Annotated in this window: 15 protein-coding genes and 1 pseudogene; 9 read left to right on the top strand and 7 right to left on the bottom strand. The window is 72.3% G+C overall.

Going from position 1 to position 14454, the window contains the following annotated elements:
- The coding region (locus tag C1I97_RS41090; protein ID WP_258382426.1) for an oxygenase MpaB family protein at window positions 1–1352 on the bottom strand (1352 nt) is incomplete at its 3' end.
- A gap of 66 nt (window positions 1353–1418) precedes the next feature.
- A complete protein-coding gene (locus tag C1I97_RS04865; RefSeq protein WP_111001982.1) occupies window positions 1419–1805 on the bottom strand; it encodes a ferredoxin in 387 nt (128 codons plus the stop codon).
- A gap of 155 nt (window positions 1806–1960) precedes the next feature.
- On the opposite strand from C1I97_RS04865, the gene C1I97_RS04860 reads away from it, so the two are divergent.
- From C1I97_RS04860 to C1I97_RS04840, 5 genes are all read left to right on the top strand, one after another.
- On the top strand, window positions 1961–2365 hold the full coding sequence (locus C1I97_RS04860) for a ChaB family protein (protein WP_111001981.1): 405 nt from the start codon (window positions 1961–1963) through the stop codon (window positions 2363–2365).
- 38 nt (window positions 2366–2403) lie between these two features.
- Window positions 2404–2772 (top strand): DUF6479 family protein, encoded by a 369-nt coding sequence (locus C1I97_RS04855; protein ID WP_111001980.1) that lies wholly within the window; start codon window positions 2404–2406, stop codon window positions 2770–2772.
- 47 nt (window positions 2773–2819) lie between these two features.
- Window positions 2820–3209 carry a hypothetical protein gene (locus tag C1I97_RS04850; RefSeq protein ID WP_111001979.1) on the top strand — a complete coding sequence of 130 codons (390 nt, stop codon included), beginning with the start codon at window positions 2820–2822 and terminating at the stop codon, window positions 3207–3209.
- Between the two features lie 422 nt (window positions 3210–3631).
- Window positions 3632–4339: a ribonuclease BN gene (locus C1I97_RS04845; RefSeq protein ID WP_309147776.1), complete on the top strand. Its 708-nt coding sequence runs from the start codon at window positions 3632–3634 to the stop codon at window positions 4337–4339.
- A 66-nt stretch (window positions 4340–4405) separates the two neighbouring features.
- Window positions 4406–4897, top strand: coding sequence for a DUF1360 domain-containing protein (locus C1I97_RS04840; RefSeq protein ID WP_111001978.1), 492 nt, complete (start codon window positions 4406–4408; stop codon window positions 4895–4897).
- Between the two features lie 133 nt (window positions 4898–5030).
- Here C1I97_RS04840 and C1I97_RS04835 read toward each other — a convergent pair whose 3' ends face one another.
- From C1I97_RS04835 to C1I97_RS04820, 4 genes are all read right to left on the bottom strand, one after another.
- Window positions 5031–6017, bottom strand: a complete 987-nt coding sequence (locus C1I97_RS04835) for an Acg family FMN-binding oxidoreductase (protein WP_111001977.1) — start codon at window positions 6015–6017, stop codon at window positions 5031–5033.
- A gap of 196 nt (window positions 6018–6213) precedes the next feature.
- The gene (locus C1I97_RS04830; protein WP_111001976.1) at window positions 6214–7107 is read right to left on the bottom strand and encodes a universal stress protein; all 894 of its coding nucleotides are present in this window, start codon (window positions 7105–7107) and stop codon (window positions 6214–6216) included.
- Between the two features lie 117 nt (window positions 7108–7224).
- Complete coding sequence (locus C1I97_RS04825) at window positions 7225–7917, bottom strand: CBS domain-containing protein (RefSeq protein WP_181446567.1); 693 nt, start codon at window positions 7915–7917, stop codon at window positions 7225–7227.
- A gap of 29 nt (window positions 7918–7946) precedes the next feature.
- Window positions 7947–8387 (bottom strand): pyridoxamine 5'-phosphate oxidase family protein, encoded by a 441-nt coding sequence (locus C1I97_RS04820; protein WP_111001975.1) that lies wholly within the window; start codon window positions 8385–8387, stop codon window positions 7947–7949.
- A gap of 171 nt (window positions 8388–8558) precedes the next feature.
- Here C1I97_RS04820 and C1I97_RS04815 point away from each other — a divergent pair, with 171 nt between their 5' ends.
- From C1I97_RS04815 to C1I97_RS04805, 3 genes and pseudogenes are all read left to right on the top strand, one after another.
- Window positions 8559–8963 carry a restriction endonuclease gene (locus C1I97_RS04815; RefSeq protein WP_111001985.1) on the top strand — a complete coding sequence of 135 codons (405 nt, stop codon included), beginning with the start codon at window positions 8559–8561 and terminating at the stop codon, window positions 8961–8963.
- A 291-nt stretch (window positions 8964–9254) separates the two neighbouring features.
- Window positions 9255–11891: pseudogene (locus tag C1I97_RS04810) on the top strand (RHS repeat-associated core domain-containing protein); the annotation flags it as partial.
- Window positions 11857–12360, top strand: a complete 504-nt coding sequence (locus C1I97_RS04805; protein ID WP_258382425.1) for a hypothetical protein — start codon at window positions 11857–11859, stop codon at window positions 12358–12360. The pseudogene C1I97_RS04810 and the gene C1I97_RS04805, both read left to right, overlap by 35 nt.
- Before the next feature lie 494 nt (window positions 12361–12854).
- Here C1I97_RS04805 and C1I97_RS04800 read toward each other — a convergent pair whose 3' ends face one another.
- Window positions 12855–13277: a secondary thiamine-phosphate synthase enzyme YjbQ gene (locus C1I97_RS04800; RefSeq protein WP_111001973.1), complete on the bottom strand. Its 423-nt coding sequence runs from the start codon at window positions 13275–13277 to the stop codon at window positions 12855–12857.
- Between the two features lie 68 nt (window positions 13278–13345).
- On the opposite strand from C1I97_RS04800, the gene C1I97_RS04795 reads away from it, so the two are divergent.
- Window positions 13346–14440 (top strand): NAD(P)-binding domain-containing protein, encoded by a 1095-nt coding sequence (locus C1I97_RS04795; protein WP_111001972.1) that lies wholly within the window; start codon window positions 13346–13348, stop codon window positions 14438–14440.
- Window positions 14441–14454 lie beyond the last annotated feature (14 nt).

The following is a 14454-nucleotide window of genomic DNA, read 5'->3' as shown; positions in this document are numbered from 1 at the left end:
CTGACGGTCGCCGGAGGCGGGCCGGGCCGGGCGTCGGGGGCGGGCTCGCCGGTGCCGGCCGTGAAGGCGCGCGTGGTCCACTCCCCGGTGAGGCCGGCGGCCGGGTCCGGGGGTGTGGTGCGCAGTGCGGTCCCGGTCGCCTTGGGTCCGGTGATCATGCCGCGCGTCCAGGACGGCAGGCGGCCCTCGCGTCCGGCCGGCTGCGGCGGGCGCGGGCGCGGGGCGGCCACCATGGGCACGTGGGCGGACGCGGTGCGGCCCGCACTGATGCGGCGGCACAACTCGTGGGCGTCCCGCGGCCGTTGCCCGGGGTGTTTGGCGAGCAGGTCGAGGATGATCCGCTCCAGGTACTCGGGGAGTTCGGCGCGGTGGCCGACCAGGATCGCCCAGGTGTCGCCGAGGTCGAACGGCGGTGCTCCGGTGGCGATTTCGTACAGCACGCAGCCCAGCGAGTACAGGTCGCTGCGCTGGTCGACCTCGGTTCCGCCGATCTGCTCGGGCGACATGTAGTGCGGGGTGCCCATGGCGATGCCGGTGCCGGTCAGCCGGACGGTGAAGCCGACGTCGTGGCCGAGCCGGGCGATGCCGAAGTCGCAGATCTTCACCGTGCCGTCGGTCAGGCGCATGATGTTCGCCGGTTTCAGGTCGCGGTGCACGATGCCCTGCCGGTGGGTGTAGGCGAGGGCGGCGGCGACCTGTTCGGCGATCTCGACGATGTCCGGGACGGCCAGCGGCCGGTGCTCGTCGTCCAGCAGCCGGCTGAGGTCGCGCCCGTCGAGCAGTTCCATGACGAGGTAGAGCACGCCGTCGCACTCGCCGAAGTCGTGGACGACGGTCACCCCGCGGTGCTGCAGCGCGGCGGCCAGTTCGGGGCGCACCTTGTCGAAGTAGGCCGCGAGTTCCGCCCGGCCGGCGGGCACGGTGTCCGGGTCCAGGCCCACCAGGCGGGCGCTTTCGCGGTGTTCGGCGATGTAGCGGTCGGCCTGGGCGTCGGTGAGCGGGAAGCCGGAGCGGCGCAGCACGTGCAGATAGGAGTCGATCTCGGCGCAGTGCACCCACAGCAGCAGCTCGGGGGTGTCGATCCGGTAGCTCTCCCCCGTCTCCGGGTCGGTCGCCGAGAGCATGCCGTGGATCCTCCGCACCCGGGCGCCGGCCTTCTCGGCGGCCCCGGTCGTCCCGTACGTCGTCGTCCCGACGAAGCCGGCCGTGCGCAGCAGCCGGCCCCAGGCGTCACGCCGGAAGTCGGAGTTCTGCAGCACGCCGCGCACCGCGCGCGGATGGAGGGCCTGCAGGTACAGCGCACGGATGCCGGCCACCCACATCATCGGGTCGCCGTGCATGTTCCATGTCACGGATCTTGGACCGAACAGCCCGGGATCGCCCACGTCTCAAGGCTCCCACGTCCGCGCGCCCGCATGTCAGCCCAGCGTCGCCATGAAGTCCGAGCAGGCGCGGGCCGTGGCCCGGCAGGCCTCGGCGGTCCGCTCGGCGCCCGGGTGCCGGTCGAAGACGTGCGCGCTCTCCAGGCAGACGGCCCGGCACCACTCCAGCTGGACGCGGATGCCGGCCTCGTCCTGGCTGTTCTGCTCGGACAGCATCCGGCAGGTGGCGTCGCAGACCTCCGCGCACATGATGCCCTTGCGCCGCAGGAGTTCCTGCTCCTCGCTTCCGCCCGGCTCCACCAGGCTCGCGCGCAGCGCGCACGTCCGGGCGCACTCCGTGCACGCCTGTGCGCAGGCGAAACGGTCCTCCAGGAACTGGATGAGTTCCCGCTGTTGCGAAGTCGTCGAAGATGGCGTAGTCACACCGCGCGGGTAGCCGGGGCCGCGGGCGCCAAACGCGGTGCCCCGAAGGCTTCCGGCCGTTTTCCGCCTCCCCCGCCGGGCACTCGTGCGGTCCGGGAGCGACCCGAGAGCGACCCGGGAACGAGGGGACGCGGACGAGATACGGAGGTGGATCCGTGCCCGGACGACAGGAGCTGCCGTCGACGCTGGAGCGCTCCCCCGAGGAGGCCCAGCACACCTGGATCAAGGCCCACGACTCCGCGGTGGAGGAGTACGGCGAGGGCGAGCGGGCGCACCGGGTGGCGTACGGCGCGCTCAAGCACAAGTACGAGAAGGTCGGCGACCACTGGGAGCGCAAGGAGGGCGGCCGCAAGGGCCCCTCGGACCCGCAGTCCGCCCGGCCCCGCGGGCAGGGCGGGCGCAGTGGCGAGGGCGTCGACGAGAGCGCGTCCAAGGAGCACCTGTACGAGGTGGCCAAGCGCCTCGGCATCGAGGGGCGCTCGAGGATGTCCAAGGGTGAGCTGCTGGACGCGATCCGCAAGGAGAACCGTTCGAAGACCCGGCAGGCACGCTCCGGGTGAGCGGGTTGGCGGCGGTGACCAGGAGTACTCGCGGGGGCATGATTACCGCATCGCTGGACATCGCCGCGACCCGGGGCTACGTGATCGGCATCTGGCCGTTCGTCGTCGCCCTCGGCCTGCTGGTCCTGCTGATCGGCGCCTTCTGGCTGGGTGTGCGCGTCCGCCGCCGCGAGCCCGCCCCACCGCGCCCGGAGGAGCAGCCGCGGCTGCCGGAGGGCGGTCCGGTGGGTGAGGTCCTGGAGAACCGCGAGCCCGACGAAGTGCCCAGGAGCCGTGACCGGCTGACCCCGCACCAGCTCAGGGAGCACGGCAACCTCGGGTCCCGCACGAGCCCGACGCGGACGCGTCCGCGCTGGAACGAGGGCAGCAGCGGCTCGTTCGGCAGCGGCGGGCCGGGCGGCCGCTGAGCCCGCCGGCCCGAAGGCGAGGCCGTCGCGTAGAGAGAGCGAGACCCATGGCCGCCGACCGCGACATCCTGCCCCTGCCCGACTACGACCAGCTGTCCCGCGGCTCCCTGGAGAGCCGCGTGCGCCCGCTGACCGCCGAGCAGGTCGAGGAGCTGCTCGCCCACGAGCGCACCCACGCCGACCGGCTGCCGGTCACCGAGGTGCCGGCCGCCCGCCTGGCGCAGCTCCAGGCGGGCGGCCGGCCGACCCAGGGCGACCCGGCCGCCCTGCGCCCCGAGCAGGGCGAGGGCCGCGCCGACTCCCCGGTGACCCCCGCGACCTCGCCGGAGCCGCTCGGCCCTCCACCGCACGGCACCCCGGACCAGCGGGGCAAGCCGAAGGGCAACCGCTCATGGACCGCTCGTGGACCACGTGGGCGGCCCGTGGAGCGGAGGTGACCCATGGTTTCCGACAAGCGGCGCACGGACATCCGTGCGCCGTGCTGTTGCGGTGGAGACCGGCGCGTTGCCGCCGGTCCCGCACCGACGGCAACGCTGCGGACAAGCTTCTGTCCCCGGTCCAGGGGAACCGGGTGCGAGGCGACGTCGTGCAAGTCCGGGTGCGCCGGGCGGGCCGGGTCGCGATGATGGGATGTGCGCGGCCGCGTGCCGGTCACCCTGGCTCGGAGAGGAGGCGCCCTCGCCATGTCACGTCCGACTCGGTCCTGTACGGCGTCGTCGTACGGCGCCGCTCCCGGAGACGGACGCCCGCGGCGGCCGCGTTGAGCGAGCGGGGGCCCGCCGAGCGCCCGACGACACACCTCGGGTGGGCCGTTGAGCTCTACCGGCGTGGCAAGCGGCTGGAGCTCATGCACCGGGCGATGGGGTTCGCCACGCTCTCCCTGGTCACCCTGGCGCCCCTGCTGATCGTGGTGGCGGCGCTCGATCCCCTGCACCACTCCGGGTTCGCGCTGTGGCTGGTGGACGGCATGGACCTGTCCGGCCGGTCCTCCAGGGTGCTCACGGAGGTCTTCAATCCGCCGGTCAAGGTGGCCGCCACCACCAGCGTGTGGGGTCTGGTGCTGCTCGTCGTGTTCGGCGTGTCCTTCGCGTCGAGCGTGCAGAACGCCTACGAGCGGATCTGGCGGCTGCCCTCCGGTCCGTGGCACCGGATCTGGCGCCAGGTCGTCTGGCTGATCGCGCTGATGGCGTACCTGTACGTGCAGGTGGTCACCCGCACCGTGCTCGAGGGGACGCACCGGATGCTGATGAGCGTGGGCGTGGGCGTGCTGTTCTTCTGGTGGGGTCCGCACTTCTTCCTCGGCCACCAGGTGCGCTGGCGGCTGCTGTTCCCCGGCGCCGTCGCCACCATGGTGGGCCTGGTGGGTCTGCGGGTCTTCTCGGACCTGGTGTTCACCCCGCTGATCGTGACCAACGCGGTCAGCTACGGGGCCATCGGCACCATCCTGGTGGTGGAGTCCTGGCTGATCGGCGTGGGGTTCGTCGTCTACGGCGGTGCGCTGGTCGGCCACCTGTTCTGCGACCGGATGGGGCACCTGCTGCGGCACGAGGAAGCCGGCGACGCATGAGCCCGTGCCCGGTGGGCACCCGGGCCGGGTCACATGATCCCCACGACATCGGCCAGGGAGGCTGCCATGGCGGCCGCGCAACGGTCCTACGACGAACAGGACGAGGCGCCCCTCGGCGGATACGCCGCGCTGGCGGCGGTGTTCGCGACGGGTGCGGCGCTGTTCGCCGTGACGGCCCGGCGCCGGGGCGTGCGCCTGCCCTACCGGGTTCCGCCGTGGGACGTCGTCCTGCTGGGCGGGGCGACGTTCAAGGCGTCCCGGCTGCTGACCAAGGACAAGGTCACCGGCTTCCTGCGCGCTCCCTTCACCCGCCGTACGGACGACCTCCCGGCCGGCGAGGTGATGGAGGAACCCCGTGGCACCGGCGTCCGCCGCGCCGTCGGCGACCTCGTGTCCTGCCCCTTCTGCACCTCCGTCTGGGTGGCCGGTGCCCTGACCGCCGGCTACGCCTGCGCTCCCCGCGCCGCCCGCCTCGTCTGTGCCGGCCTGGGCGCCGTCACCGTCGCCGACTGGCTTCAGTACGCCTGGAGCTTCACGGAACAGGAGGCGGAGGACTGAGGTGTGCGGGAGGCCGCCCGGGTGCGTACCGCCTCGACGGTCTCCCACTGCTTGTTCTCCTCCTGGTCGGTGCGGTCCGACCGGTGCGGTCCGGTCGGTGCGGTCCGGTCGGTGCGGTCCGGTCGGTGCGGCCTCAGGCGAATTCGAGGACCTCGCGGACCGGGCGGCGGGGACTGGCGAGACCGCCGGGGCCGTAGCCGAGGCGCAGCACCATCTGGACGTGGCCGCTGCCCGCCACCGGGTCGCGGGCCAGCAGGCGCAGGTCCGGGCTCTCCAGCGGGTGCGAGGTCAGTGCGGTGGCGAGGCACGCCGAGGTCGCCTCCAGCAGGACCCGTTCCAGCGCCTGGCCGGCGAGCAGCCACTCGGCCGGCGCGTCGCCGCGGGTGCTCAACAGGGCCAGCTGCGGGTTGCGTTCGAAGTCGGCGGCCCCCTGGTCGGCCACCGGCCGGCGGCCGGCGAAGTCGCGCAGCGGGGCCCTCCCGTCGCGGCGGTGGGGTCCGAAGGCGTACTCGGGGACGCCGTCGGCGGCGACGTCGGCCTCCGGGCCGAGCCGGGTCCAGCGCGTCAGGTCCTCCCTGGTGACGGGGTCCAGGGTTTCCCGGTTCTCCGCGTCACGGACCAGCTCCAGTACGGTTTCGGTGTGCCAGCGCCCCGGGAAGAGCAGCTCGGCACCCTCCCCGGCCGCCGCCGCCCGCAGTGCGGCGCGGACGTCCTCCGGGATCTCCCGCTCGGCGAACGGGTAGCGGCTGGTGTGCCGCCTGGAGATCGCCGGGTGCAGTCGTCGCAGATCGTCGTCGTCCGTCGTGGGTTCCGCGAGGTGCACCACGGCGAGCAGCAGCGGGTCCGCCGGATCCGGCAGCATCCGGACCCTGGGGGTGAGGCCGGCGTGCACGGCGGCGACCCGTAGGTTGAACAGCGCCGCTCCGCATCCGATGTACAGGGCCCGGTGGCCGGGGTCGGTCCGGTGCATGGCCCGCTGGAGGTCGGCGTGCATCAGGAGCAGAGCCTCGTCCGGCAGGAAGCGGAACCTCCAGGGCTGGGCGTTGTGCATGGACGGGGCTGCCGTGGCCTCGGTGACCAGCGTGGTCACCGTCCCGCTGTCGAGCCGTCGCATGGCCATCGCAACCTCCTCGGGCCGGGTGCCGTACGGCCGGCCGGAACTGTGCTGCCTCTGCGGCCCAGTCAACTCCTGCCGGGCCCTCGGCGCATGAGCCGACCGGCCCGGGGTGGGGCCGGCGATGGGGCCCTTCGGCCCGTCCGTCCCGTCTCTCCTGCCCGTCTCCCGGCGGTCGGCCGCCCTGCCGCGCGGGTCGCGGTCAGGTGGGGGGGATCACCGCGACCGGCGACACCGCGTGGCGCAGTACCGCGTCGGTGACCGGTCCGATGTGCGCGCCGAGCGCGCCCTGCCGGACCGTCCGTCCGACGACCAGCAGCGCGGCGTCCGTCGAGGCGTCGACCAGGTGGGCGCCGGCCTGGCCGATCGCGGCCTGGGCGGTCACCGGCACGCCGGGGAACTTCTCCTGCCAGGGGCGGAGCACGTCGCCGAGCGGAGCGGTCACGGAGTCCGTCCCCGCGAGGCCGGCGCCGTCGGTGGGCCCGTCCTCCGGGCCACGGCCGTGGACGACGCGGAGGGCGGTGCCGCGCCGCGCGGCGGCCTCGAAGGCGAACGCGAATACGGTGTCGTCGGGACTGTCCAGGTCCACGCCGACGACCACATCGCCGCCGGCGCTGCCGCCCGCTGCCGGCTCCTGGCTCTCCTCCTCCGGCTTTCCGGTGCCGGCGGCGCGGACCAGTACAACCGGCCCCTCCGCCCGCGCCACCACCTTCCGGGCCACGGAACCGAGCAGGAAACCGGCGGCCCTGCCCGGGCCGCGCGAGCCGAGCACCAGCAGCTCGCCGTCCGTCCCCGCGGTCACGAGGGCCGTCGCGGGATCCCCGGGGATGCGGTCGGTGATGACCTCGAGCCCGGGGTGACGGCGCGACAGGCGGGCCCGGGCGTCGGTGAGCAGGCGCGCGGACCTCTTGGGGTCCGGCGGGATGGCCACGCCCGCGAGGGACGCGTACGGGACGATCAGCTGTTCCCAGGCGTGCACGAGCCGCAGCGGCACACCGCGCAACAGGGCCTCATGGGCGGCCCAGTCGGCCGCGGCGAGGCCGACGCGGCTGCCGTCGAGGCCGACGACGACGGGACGGACAGGGGTGGTCGACATGGCAGCGGCCTCCTTGAGCGGCCTCCTTGAGTGGATGCCTCCACTCTCGCCGTCGGCCCCCTGCCGCAGGAGGGTCCAAGGTCCCCGACGGAGGAGCCGATCGGCCGCTCGGTGATCTCACCAGGGCTGCTCGTCGGCCAGGTCGGGTTCGAGCAGGGGGCGGCGGGGCGGTCCCGCGAGGGAGCTGTGGACGTCCACCACGCCCTCGACGGAGCGTGCCAGGCGTAGGGCGAGCGGGGTCAGGGAGGTGTCCTGGACGCGGCCGGTGAGGGTGACGACGCCCTCGCGCACGGTCACGCGGATCGACTCCGGCGGGGCCGGGAACGGGGCGGCGGCAAGCCGGCGGCGGACCTCCTCGGCGATGTCCTCGTCGCTCCGGAGGAAGACCTTGAGCAGGTCGGAGCGGCTGACGATGCCGGTGAGCACGCCGTCGTCGTCGACGACCGGCAGGCGCTTGACGCCGCGATGGGCCATGAGGCGGGCCGCCCGGCCCAGGCCGGCGCCGGGGTGGACGGTGACGGCTGGGGCGGTCATCAGCTCCTCGGCGGTCGCGGCCCCCGCCCTGGCCTCCTCCACCGGGCGCCACACCTGGCCGGGCAGGTCCGGCTCGCCGGCGCGGAACTCCTCCTTGCGCAGCAGGTCGGCCTCCGAGACGACGCCGATCACCCGGCCGCCGCCGTCCAGCACGGGCATCGCGCTGACGCCCCACCGCTCCATCGTCCGCACGATCTCCTTGAACGTCGCACCGCCGGCCAGGGCGACGACGGTACGGGTCATCACGTCACCGACGGTGTACTGGGAATCCTGCATGGCGTCCTCCGGCGGGTCCGGTCGAAAGATCAGAGGAGTGCATCGAGACCGTACATGCTGCGCCCGCCGACCAGTTCGCGGCCCGCGACCAGCTCCGGCTCGATGCGGACGAAGGCCTCCCGGGGCCAGGGCACCCAGGAACGCGGACCGCTCACCGCCAGCCGCCGCCGCTCGGCCGGATCGGTCACCACCGAGGCGGGACCGGTGACCACCACACTCCACCCCGACCGCGCCACCGCGTCCACCTCGTCGGCCTCGAACGCCACCACCGCCCCCTCGACCGCCCGCACCAGCTCGGAGTCGGCCGAGGTGCGCAGCAGCACCGCACCATCGCCGTCCAGGGCGAAGTTCACCGGCAGCACCGCCGGCAGGGCGTGCCGCGTGTGGACGACACGGCCCACCGGCACCTTGGCCAGCAGCCGCAGACACTCCTGCCGGTCCAGCTCACGGAACCCGTCGTTGCGATACATCAGCCATCCGTCTTTCCACCCGGCACGGCGAGCCCAACACGGCGGGCACGACCGTGGTTGCGTACCCCCATCCTCCGGCGCCCCGGACCGAAGGACGAGGGCCGTCGGTCCCGATCTGCTCAGGCCAGGAATCTCAGCCGAACCTGGCGGTGGGGGCCTCCCCCCGTGCTGATGGATCTGACACCCACGGAGTTCGAGCACCTCATCAGACAGTTGTTCGAAGCCATCGGCCCGGACACCGTGAACACCCAACCATCGAGCGACGAGGGTGTGGACGCAGTCGCGATGAGCACCGACCCCATCATGGAGGGGCTGTGCGTCGTACAGGTGAAACGCACCAAGAACGTGGGGCCGTTCGAGACCGTCTCAGCGCTCGCCGGCGTGGTGGAGCACAAGCGTGCGGCCAAGGGCATCCTGGTGACGACTTCCTGGTTCGGCCGGGCCAGCGAGGCGTTCGCCAACGAGCACGGGCGACTGGAACTCTTGGACGGGGCGAACCTGGTGCATCTGTTCAAGGAGCACATGAACCTCGACGTCCTCCCCGGTCCGGTGCCGCCGAAGCGACGCCCTCGGTAGGCATCGCACCCTGGGCGCAGATCGCGAGGCTCATAGCCCTGCTGCTGGAGTGCTCGTTACGCGTGAAGAAGCTCGTTCAGCGCGTGACACGCCTGCTCCGCGACTGCCCGCACAGCGCACCACCACGCCGATCAGACGATCCGCTCCGGGACATCACCGACAGTGAACTTCCTGCCCAAACACCTCCACGAGCTCCAGGCCCACAACCGCGCCGACCAGCAGAACCCGCAGCGGCAACGGTTCTATGCCTCCCGCTCCGGCATCGAGGGCATGAACGAGCTCGTCAACGGCCACCGGATGCGCCGCTGCCGGGTGATCGCCACCACCGACCCGCTCGGCCGTACCACCGCCTTCACCTACGACGAGAACGGCCGCCTCATATCGACCGTCCGGCCCGACGGCAGCCAAATCGCCATGAAGCCACGGAAGTTCGGCAGGTATACGGAGCTCCTCGGTCCGGACGGAGCACGATGGCTCCAGGAGTACGACGAGCGCGGCAATCGGGTCGCCGTCACCGACCCCGCGGGCGGGATGACTCGTTTCACCTACAACGCTCGGGGATGCCTGGCGTCGGTCACCGACGCGCTCGGGGCCGTCACCACGGTGCAGTGCGATGCCGGAGGCCTGCCCGTCCAGGTCACCGACCCGGCCGGCGGAACCACCCGCCTGGAGCGCGACGCCCTCGGCAACATGATCCGCGTCACCGGCTCCACCGGCGGTGTCACCTGTCTCGAGTGGGACGTGGACCGAAATCTGGTGCGCCGGGTGGCTCCGGACGGCACCACCGAGTCGTGGACCTACGACGGGGAGGGCAACCAACTCACGCACACCGACCCCATCGGCGGGGTCTCCCGCTTCGAGTACACCCACTTCGACCTGCTGGCGGCCCGTACCCATCCGGACGGCGCCCGGTACGCATTCGCGTACGACGCCGACCTGCGGCTCGTTCAGGTCACCAACCCGGACGGCGCACGGTGGAGCTACGAGTACGACGCGGCCGGTCGCATGGTCGCAGAGACCGACTTCGACAGCCGGACCCTCCTCTGTCATTTCGGCTCCGCCGGACAACTCGTCTCCCGCACCGACTCGCTCGGCCAAACCATCTCCTTCGAGCGCGACCAACCGGGACGGGTGCTCCGGAAGGACGCCGACGGGCAGGTGACCACCTACGGCTACGACCGGGCCGGGCGCCTCCTGCATGCGTCGGGTCCGGACAGCGAACTCCTCTACGTGTATGACCGCCGGGGGCGGGTCAAGTCGGAGCTCGTCGACGGCCACACCATGAGTTACGCGTACGACGCCTTGGGCCGCCGCACCCGCCGCACCACACCCACCGGCCATGTCACCACCTATGGGTACGACGCCGATGGCCGTCCCGAGCGCATGACCGCCGGTGGAAGTCCGGTCGTCTTCACCCATGACGTCGCGGGCCGGGAGACGACCCGGGCATTCGGTGACATCGACGGCGCCCTCACCATCACCTCTGCCTGGGACGAGGCCGGGTGCCTGGCCGCCAAGCACCTGATCGCCGGCGGCCGCACGCTCAACCACCGTGCCTACTCCTGCCGCGCGGACGGCCACCTCAGCTCCGTCACCGACCAGTTGTCGGGCACCCGCGTCTTCGGCCTGGACGCGGTCGGCCAAGTCACCGCCGTCCGCGCGCAGGGCTGGACCGAGCGGTACGCCTACGATGCACGCGGCAACCAGACTGAAGCGTTCTGGCCCGCCTCACACCCCGGGAACGAGGCCGCCGGACCGCGGACCTACGCCGGTTCGACGATTACCCGTGCCGGAGCCGTCCGCTTCGAGCACGACGCACTGGGCCGCATCACCCTGCGCCAGAAGCACCGTCCGTCCCGCCGGCCGGACACCTGGCGCTGCACATGGGACGCCGAGAACCGCCTCACCTCGGTGATCACCCCGGACGGAACCCGCTGGCGCTACCGCTACGACCCCCTGGGCCGCCGCATCGCCAAGCAGCGCCTGGCCGACGACGGTGAGAGCGCGGCAGAGGAGATCCGGTTCTCCTGGGACGACATGACCCTCTGCGAGCAGACCATTCACCAGCCGGACCTCCAGAACACGGTCGCCCTCAGCTGGGACCACCGGTCCGGTGTCCCCCTCTCGCAGACCGAGCGCATCCTGACCGCGGACGCTCGCCAGGAGGAGATCGACCGGCGGTTCTTCGCCATCGCCACCGATCTCGTCGGAACGCCCACCGAGTTGATCGGCCAGGACGGCGTCATCGCGTGGCGCACCCGCACCACCCTCTGGGGCGCCACCGCTTGGACCAGCTCCAGCACGGCCTACACCCCCCTGCGCTTCCCCGGCCAGTACTACGACCCGGAAACCGGCCTCCCCTACAACCTGTTCCGCCACTACGATCCGGAAACCGCCCGCTACCTCACCCCGGACCCCCTCGGCCTGGCTCCCGCGCCCAATCCCGTCACCTATGTCCGCAACCCTCACACCTGGTCCGACCCCCTCGGGCTCAGCCCTTGTCCTCGCGGTGAGAAGGGCAACCCGTTCGACAACCGCGCGGACGCGGAAAAGGCCGCCTTCGAACTCGCCGGTGTGCGTTACGGCGAGGAACCGATTGCCGAGTGGGTCGTCACCGGGGACAGGCACCTCAAGCACGCACCGGGATACGTCTATTCGCCGGACCCGGCGCATTGGGGGAACTTCCGGCAATTCGAGACGGACAACGGATCACGTGTGGTCGTCGAGCACACCCATGATCCGGCAGGCCCGCACTTCCATGCCGGCAAACCGAAGACCGACGACACGAGGAGCCTCGTCAACTTCGGCTGGGACAACTCCCAGGTGCAGCGGCCCGACGGCACCGTCGGCTACCCGGAGTCCATGGAGAGGTATGGAAAGATAAACAAACCGGGTGGCGATCATCACCTTTTCTACATGGGCGACTGAACGCGGCGGGATCGACGAAGGGGCAGGGGCCATGGATGACCGACGGACGCCGCAATGGCTGGAAACCCTCGGGCGTTGCGGCCTCCATGTGGTGAAGGAGACGGCACAGGAGGGCCCGCCTGTGAAAGCCGCCCTCTACGCGGTCAACGGAGTCGAGGTCGAGCCGGTCGTCGCGATCCCCGCTTCCGGCCCCCGCGCCCTCGATGAACTGGACCAGCAGTGGCATCATTACGCCGCACTGGCTCCGCTGTACGGGGAGAACGGCGAGTTCCTCGTCATCCCGCCCGTACCGGGCGGGAGTGAGGTCGGCTGGGTACGCGTAACAGACCGGGTCGGCAAGAACCTTCCGTCGCGCATCGCCGAAGTGATGGGCTCCCCCGAGTTCATCGCCGTTTCGGTGGACGGCCGCCATCTGTGCGCCGCCTCGGTCGAGGAGTACGACTACTGGGTGGTCGTGCACGACTTCTGAGGCTTCCGCCTCCGCGCTTTCGCCGTGGTCGGCCGGGCGTCGTCCGCCGGTGGCCCGACGAAGTCACACCGGCCGGTGGAACACCTGCATCGTGTCCGCCAACCTGCGTCAGGGCCCCCCGTTGGCTTTCCCTGCGCCGCGCAGTGTACTCATCTCGTCCGGACGGTCTCGCTGGTGAAACGATCGCCTTCTCCGGCTCGCCCTGACACACCAGGCATTCGGCCCCCGAGATGACGCGCCCGGCGTCCCGGTGGCCTGTTCCTCGGCCCGGACCCTCACCTCCAAGAAGCCAACGGCACGGTCAGGGCATGCTCCGACCCGTCCTCGACGAGCAGGGCTCACAGTTCCAGCCTCGCGTCCCTGCCGGGCCACCAGGACGGCAGGTTGCCCGGCAAGCCCGGCGAACACGACGCCGTCCACCAGCACGTACTTTCTGACCGGAGCGGCTGCCTCGTCCACGCGGCCTGGGCGCTTCAGGAACGTGGCATGAACGGTCAGCCGAGGAAACTCAGCCGCACCTGACGGTTGGGATTGTCCCGGTTGGTGTCGACCAGGCACACCGACTGCCAGGTGCCCAGCTCCAGGCGGCCGGCGAGGACCGGGATGGTCGCGTGGGGCGGCACGAGGGCGGGCAGGACGTGGTCGCGGCCGTGGCCGGGGCTGCCGTGGCGGTGCTGCCAGCGGTCGTCGGCGGGCAGCAGGGTGTGCAGGGTGGCGAGGAGGTCGTCGTCGCTGCCGGAGCCGGTCTCGATGATCGCGATGCCCGCGGTCGCGTGCGGCACGAACAGGTTCAGCAGGCCGTCGCGGCCGCCCGCGGTCTCCTTGAGGAAGGCCTCGCAGTCGCGGGTGAGGTCGACGACCGTCTCCCGGGAGCCGGAGGCCACGTTCAGGACTCGGGTGGTGAAGGCTTGTGACATGCTCCCATCCTCGTCGATCCCCGGGCGAGAGCAGGAAGATCCGCGCCCGAGGCACGGTTGGTACGGGCATGGACAAGACACGCGAAGTCGACGTGGTCGTCGTGGGCGCCGGTCAGGCGGGGCTGTCCGCCGCCCATCACCTGCGGCGCACCGGGTCCGAACCGGACCGCGACTTCGTCGTGCTCGACCGCTCCCCCGGTCCGGGCGGAGCCTGGCAGTTCCGGTGGCCGACGCTGACGTACGGCAAGGTGCACGGGATGCACTCGCTGCCGGGGATGGAGCTGACCGGCGCCGATCCCGCGCGGCCCTCGTCGGAGGTCGTCGCCGGGTACTTCGCCGACTACGAGCGCGCCTTCGACCTGCGGGTGCGGCGGCCGGTGGACGTAAGGGCGGTCACGGACGGGCCCGGCGGGCGGCTGCTCGTCGAGACCTCCGACGGCACGTGGACGGCGCGGGCCCTGATCAACGCGACCGGCACCTGGGGGCGGCCGTTCCGGCCGCGGTACCCGGGGCAGGAGACCTTCCGCGGGCGGCAGCTGCACACCGCGCAGTACGCCGGTCCCGAGGAGTTCGCCGGACAGCGGGTGGTCGTGGTGGGCGGCGGCGCCTCCGGCACCCAGCACCTGCTGGAGATCGCCCCGTACGCGGCCGCCACCACCTGGGTGACCAGGCGCCCGCCGGTCTTCCGCGAGGGGCCGTTCGACGAGAACGCGGGCCGCGCCGCGGTCGCGCTCGTCGAGGAGCGGGTGCGGCAGGGGCTGCCGCCCGGGAGTGTCGTCTCGGTGACGGGCCTGCCGCTGAACGACGCCGTCCGGCAGGGGCTGCGGGACGGCGTCCTGGACCGGCGGCCGATGTTCGACCGGATCACGCCGGACGGTGTGCGGTGGGCGGACGGCCGGCACGTGGCGGCCGACGTCATCCTGTGGGCGACCGGCTTCCGGGCCGTGCTCGGCCATCTGGCGCCGCTCGGGCTGCGCGAGCCGGGCGGCGGCATCCGTGTCGACGGCACGCGGGCGGTCGCCGATCCCCGGGTCCATCTGGTCGGCTACGGCCCCTCGGCGAGCACCGTGGGCGCCAACCGGGCCGGGCGCGCGGCCGTCAGGGACATCGGGCGCCTGCTGGCCGGGGAGGAGCCGGGGAAGGGACCGGCCGTCGCGGCGTGAGGCGCCGCGGCCCG

Source organism: Streptomyces sp. NTH33, from assembly GCF_003236365.1.
GTDB lineage: Bacteria > Actinomycetota > Actinomycetes > Streptomycetales > Streptomycetaceae > Streptomyces.
Note: the sequence above shows the minus strand (reverse complement) of the source record. Positions and strands in the feature narration are given on the sequence as shown.

Excerpts from the sequence above, each read along its gene's own strand:
- C1I97_RS04840 (WP_111001978.1), top strand. The coding sequence starts at position 4,406 with ATGGCGGCCGCGCAACGGTCCTACGACGAACAGGACGAGGCGCCCCTC.
- C1I97_RS04795 (WP_111001972.1), top strand. The coding sequence starts at position 13,346 with ATGGACAAGACACGCGAAGTCGACGTGGTCGTCGTGGGCGCCGGTCAG.
- C1I97_RS04835 (WP_111001977.1), bottom strand. The coding sequence starts at position 6,017 with ATGGCCATGCGACGGCTCGACAGCGGGACGGTGACCACGCTGGTCACC.
- C1I97_RS04845 (WP_309147776.1), top strand. The coding sequence starts at position 3,632 with ATGGGGTTCGCCACGCTCTCCCTGGTCACCCTGGCGCCCCTGCTGATC.
- C1I97_RS04820 (WP_111001975.1), bottom strand. The coding sequence starts at position 8,387 with ATGTATCGCAACGACGGGTTCCGTGAGCTGGACCGGCAGGAGTGTCTG.
- C1I97_RS04825 (WP_181446567.1), bottom strand. The coding sequence starts at position 7,917 with ATGCAGGATTCCCAGTACACCGTCGGTGACGTGATGACCCGTACCGTC.
- C1I97_RS04815 (WP_111001985.1), top strand. The coding sequence starts at position 8,559 with ATGGATCTGACACCCACGGAGTTCGAGCACCTCATCAGACAGTTGTTC.
- C1I97_RS04855 (WP_111001980.1), top strand. The coding sequence starts at position 2,404 with ATGATTACCGCATCGCTGGACATCGCCGCGACCCGGGGCTACGTGATC.
- C1I97_RS04850 (WP_111001979.1), top strand. The coding sequence starts at position 2,820 with ATGGCCGCCGACCGCGACATCCTGCCCCTGCCCGACTACGACCAGCTG.
- C1I97_RS04800 (WP_111001973.1), bottom strand. The coding sequence starts at position 13,277 with ATGTCACAAGCCTTCACCACCCGAGTCCTGAACGTGGCCTCCGGCTCC.
- C1I97_RS04830 (WP_111001976.1), bottom strand. The coding sequence starts at position 7,107 with ATGTCGACCACCCCTGTCCGTCCCGTCGTCGTCGGCCTCGACGGCAGC.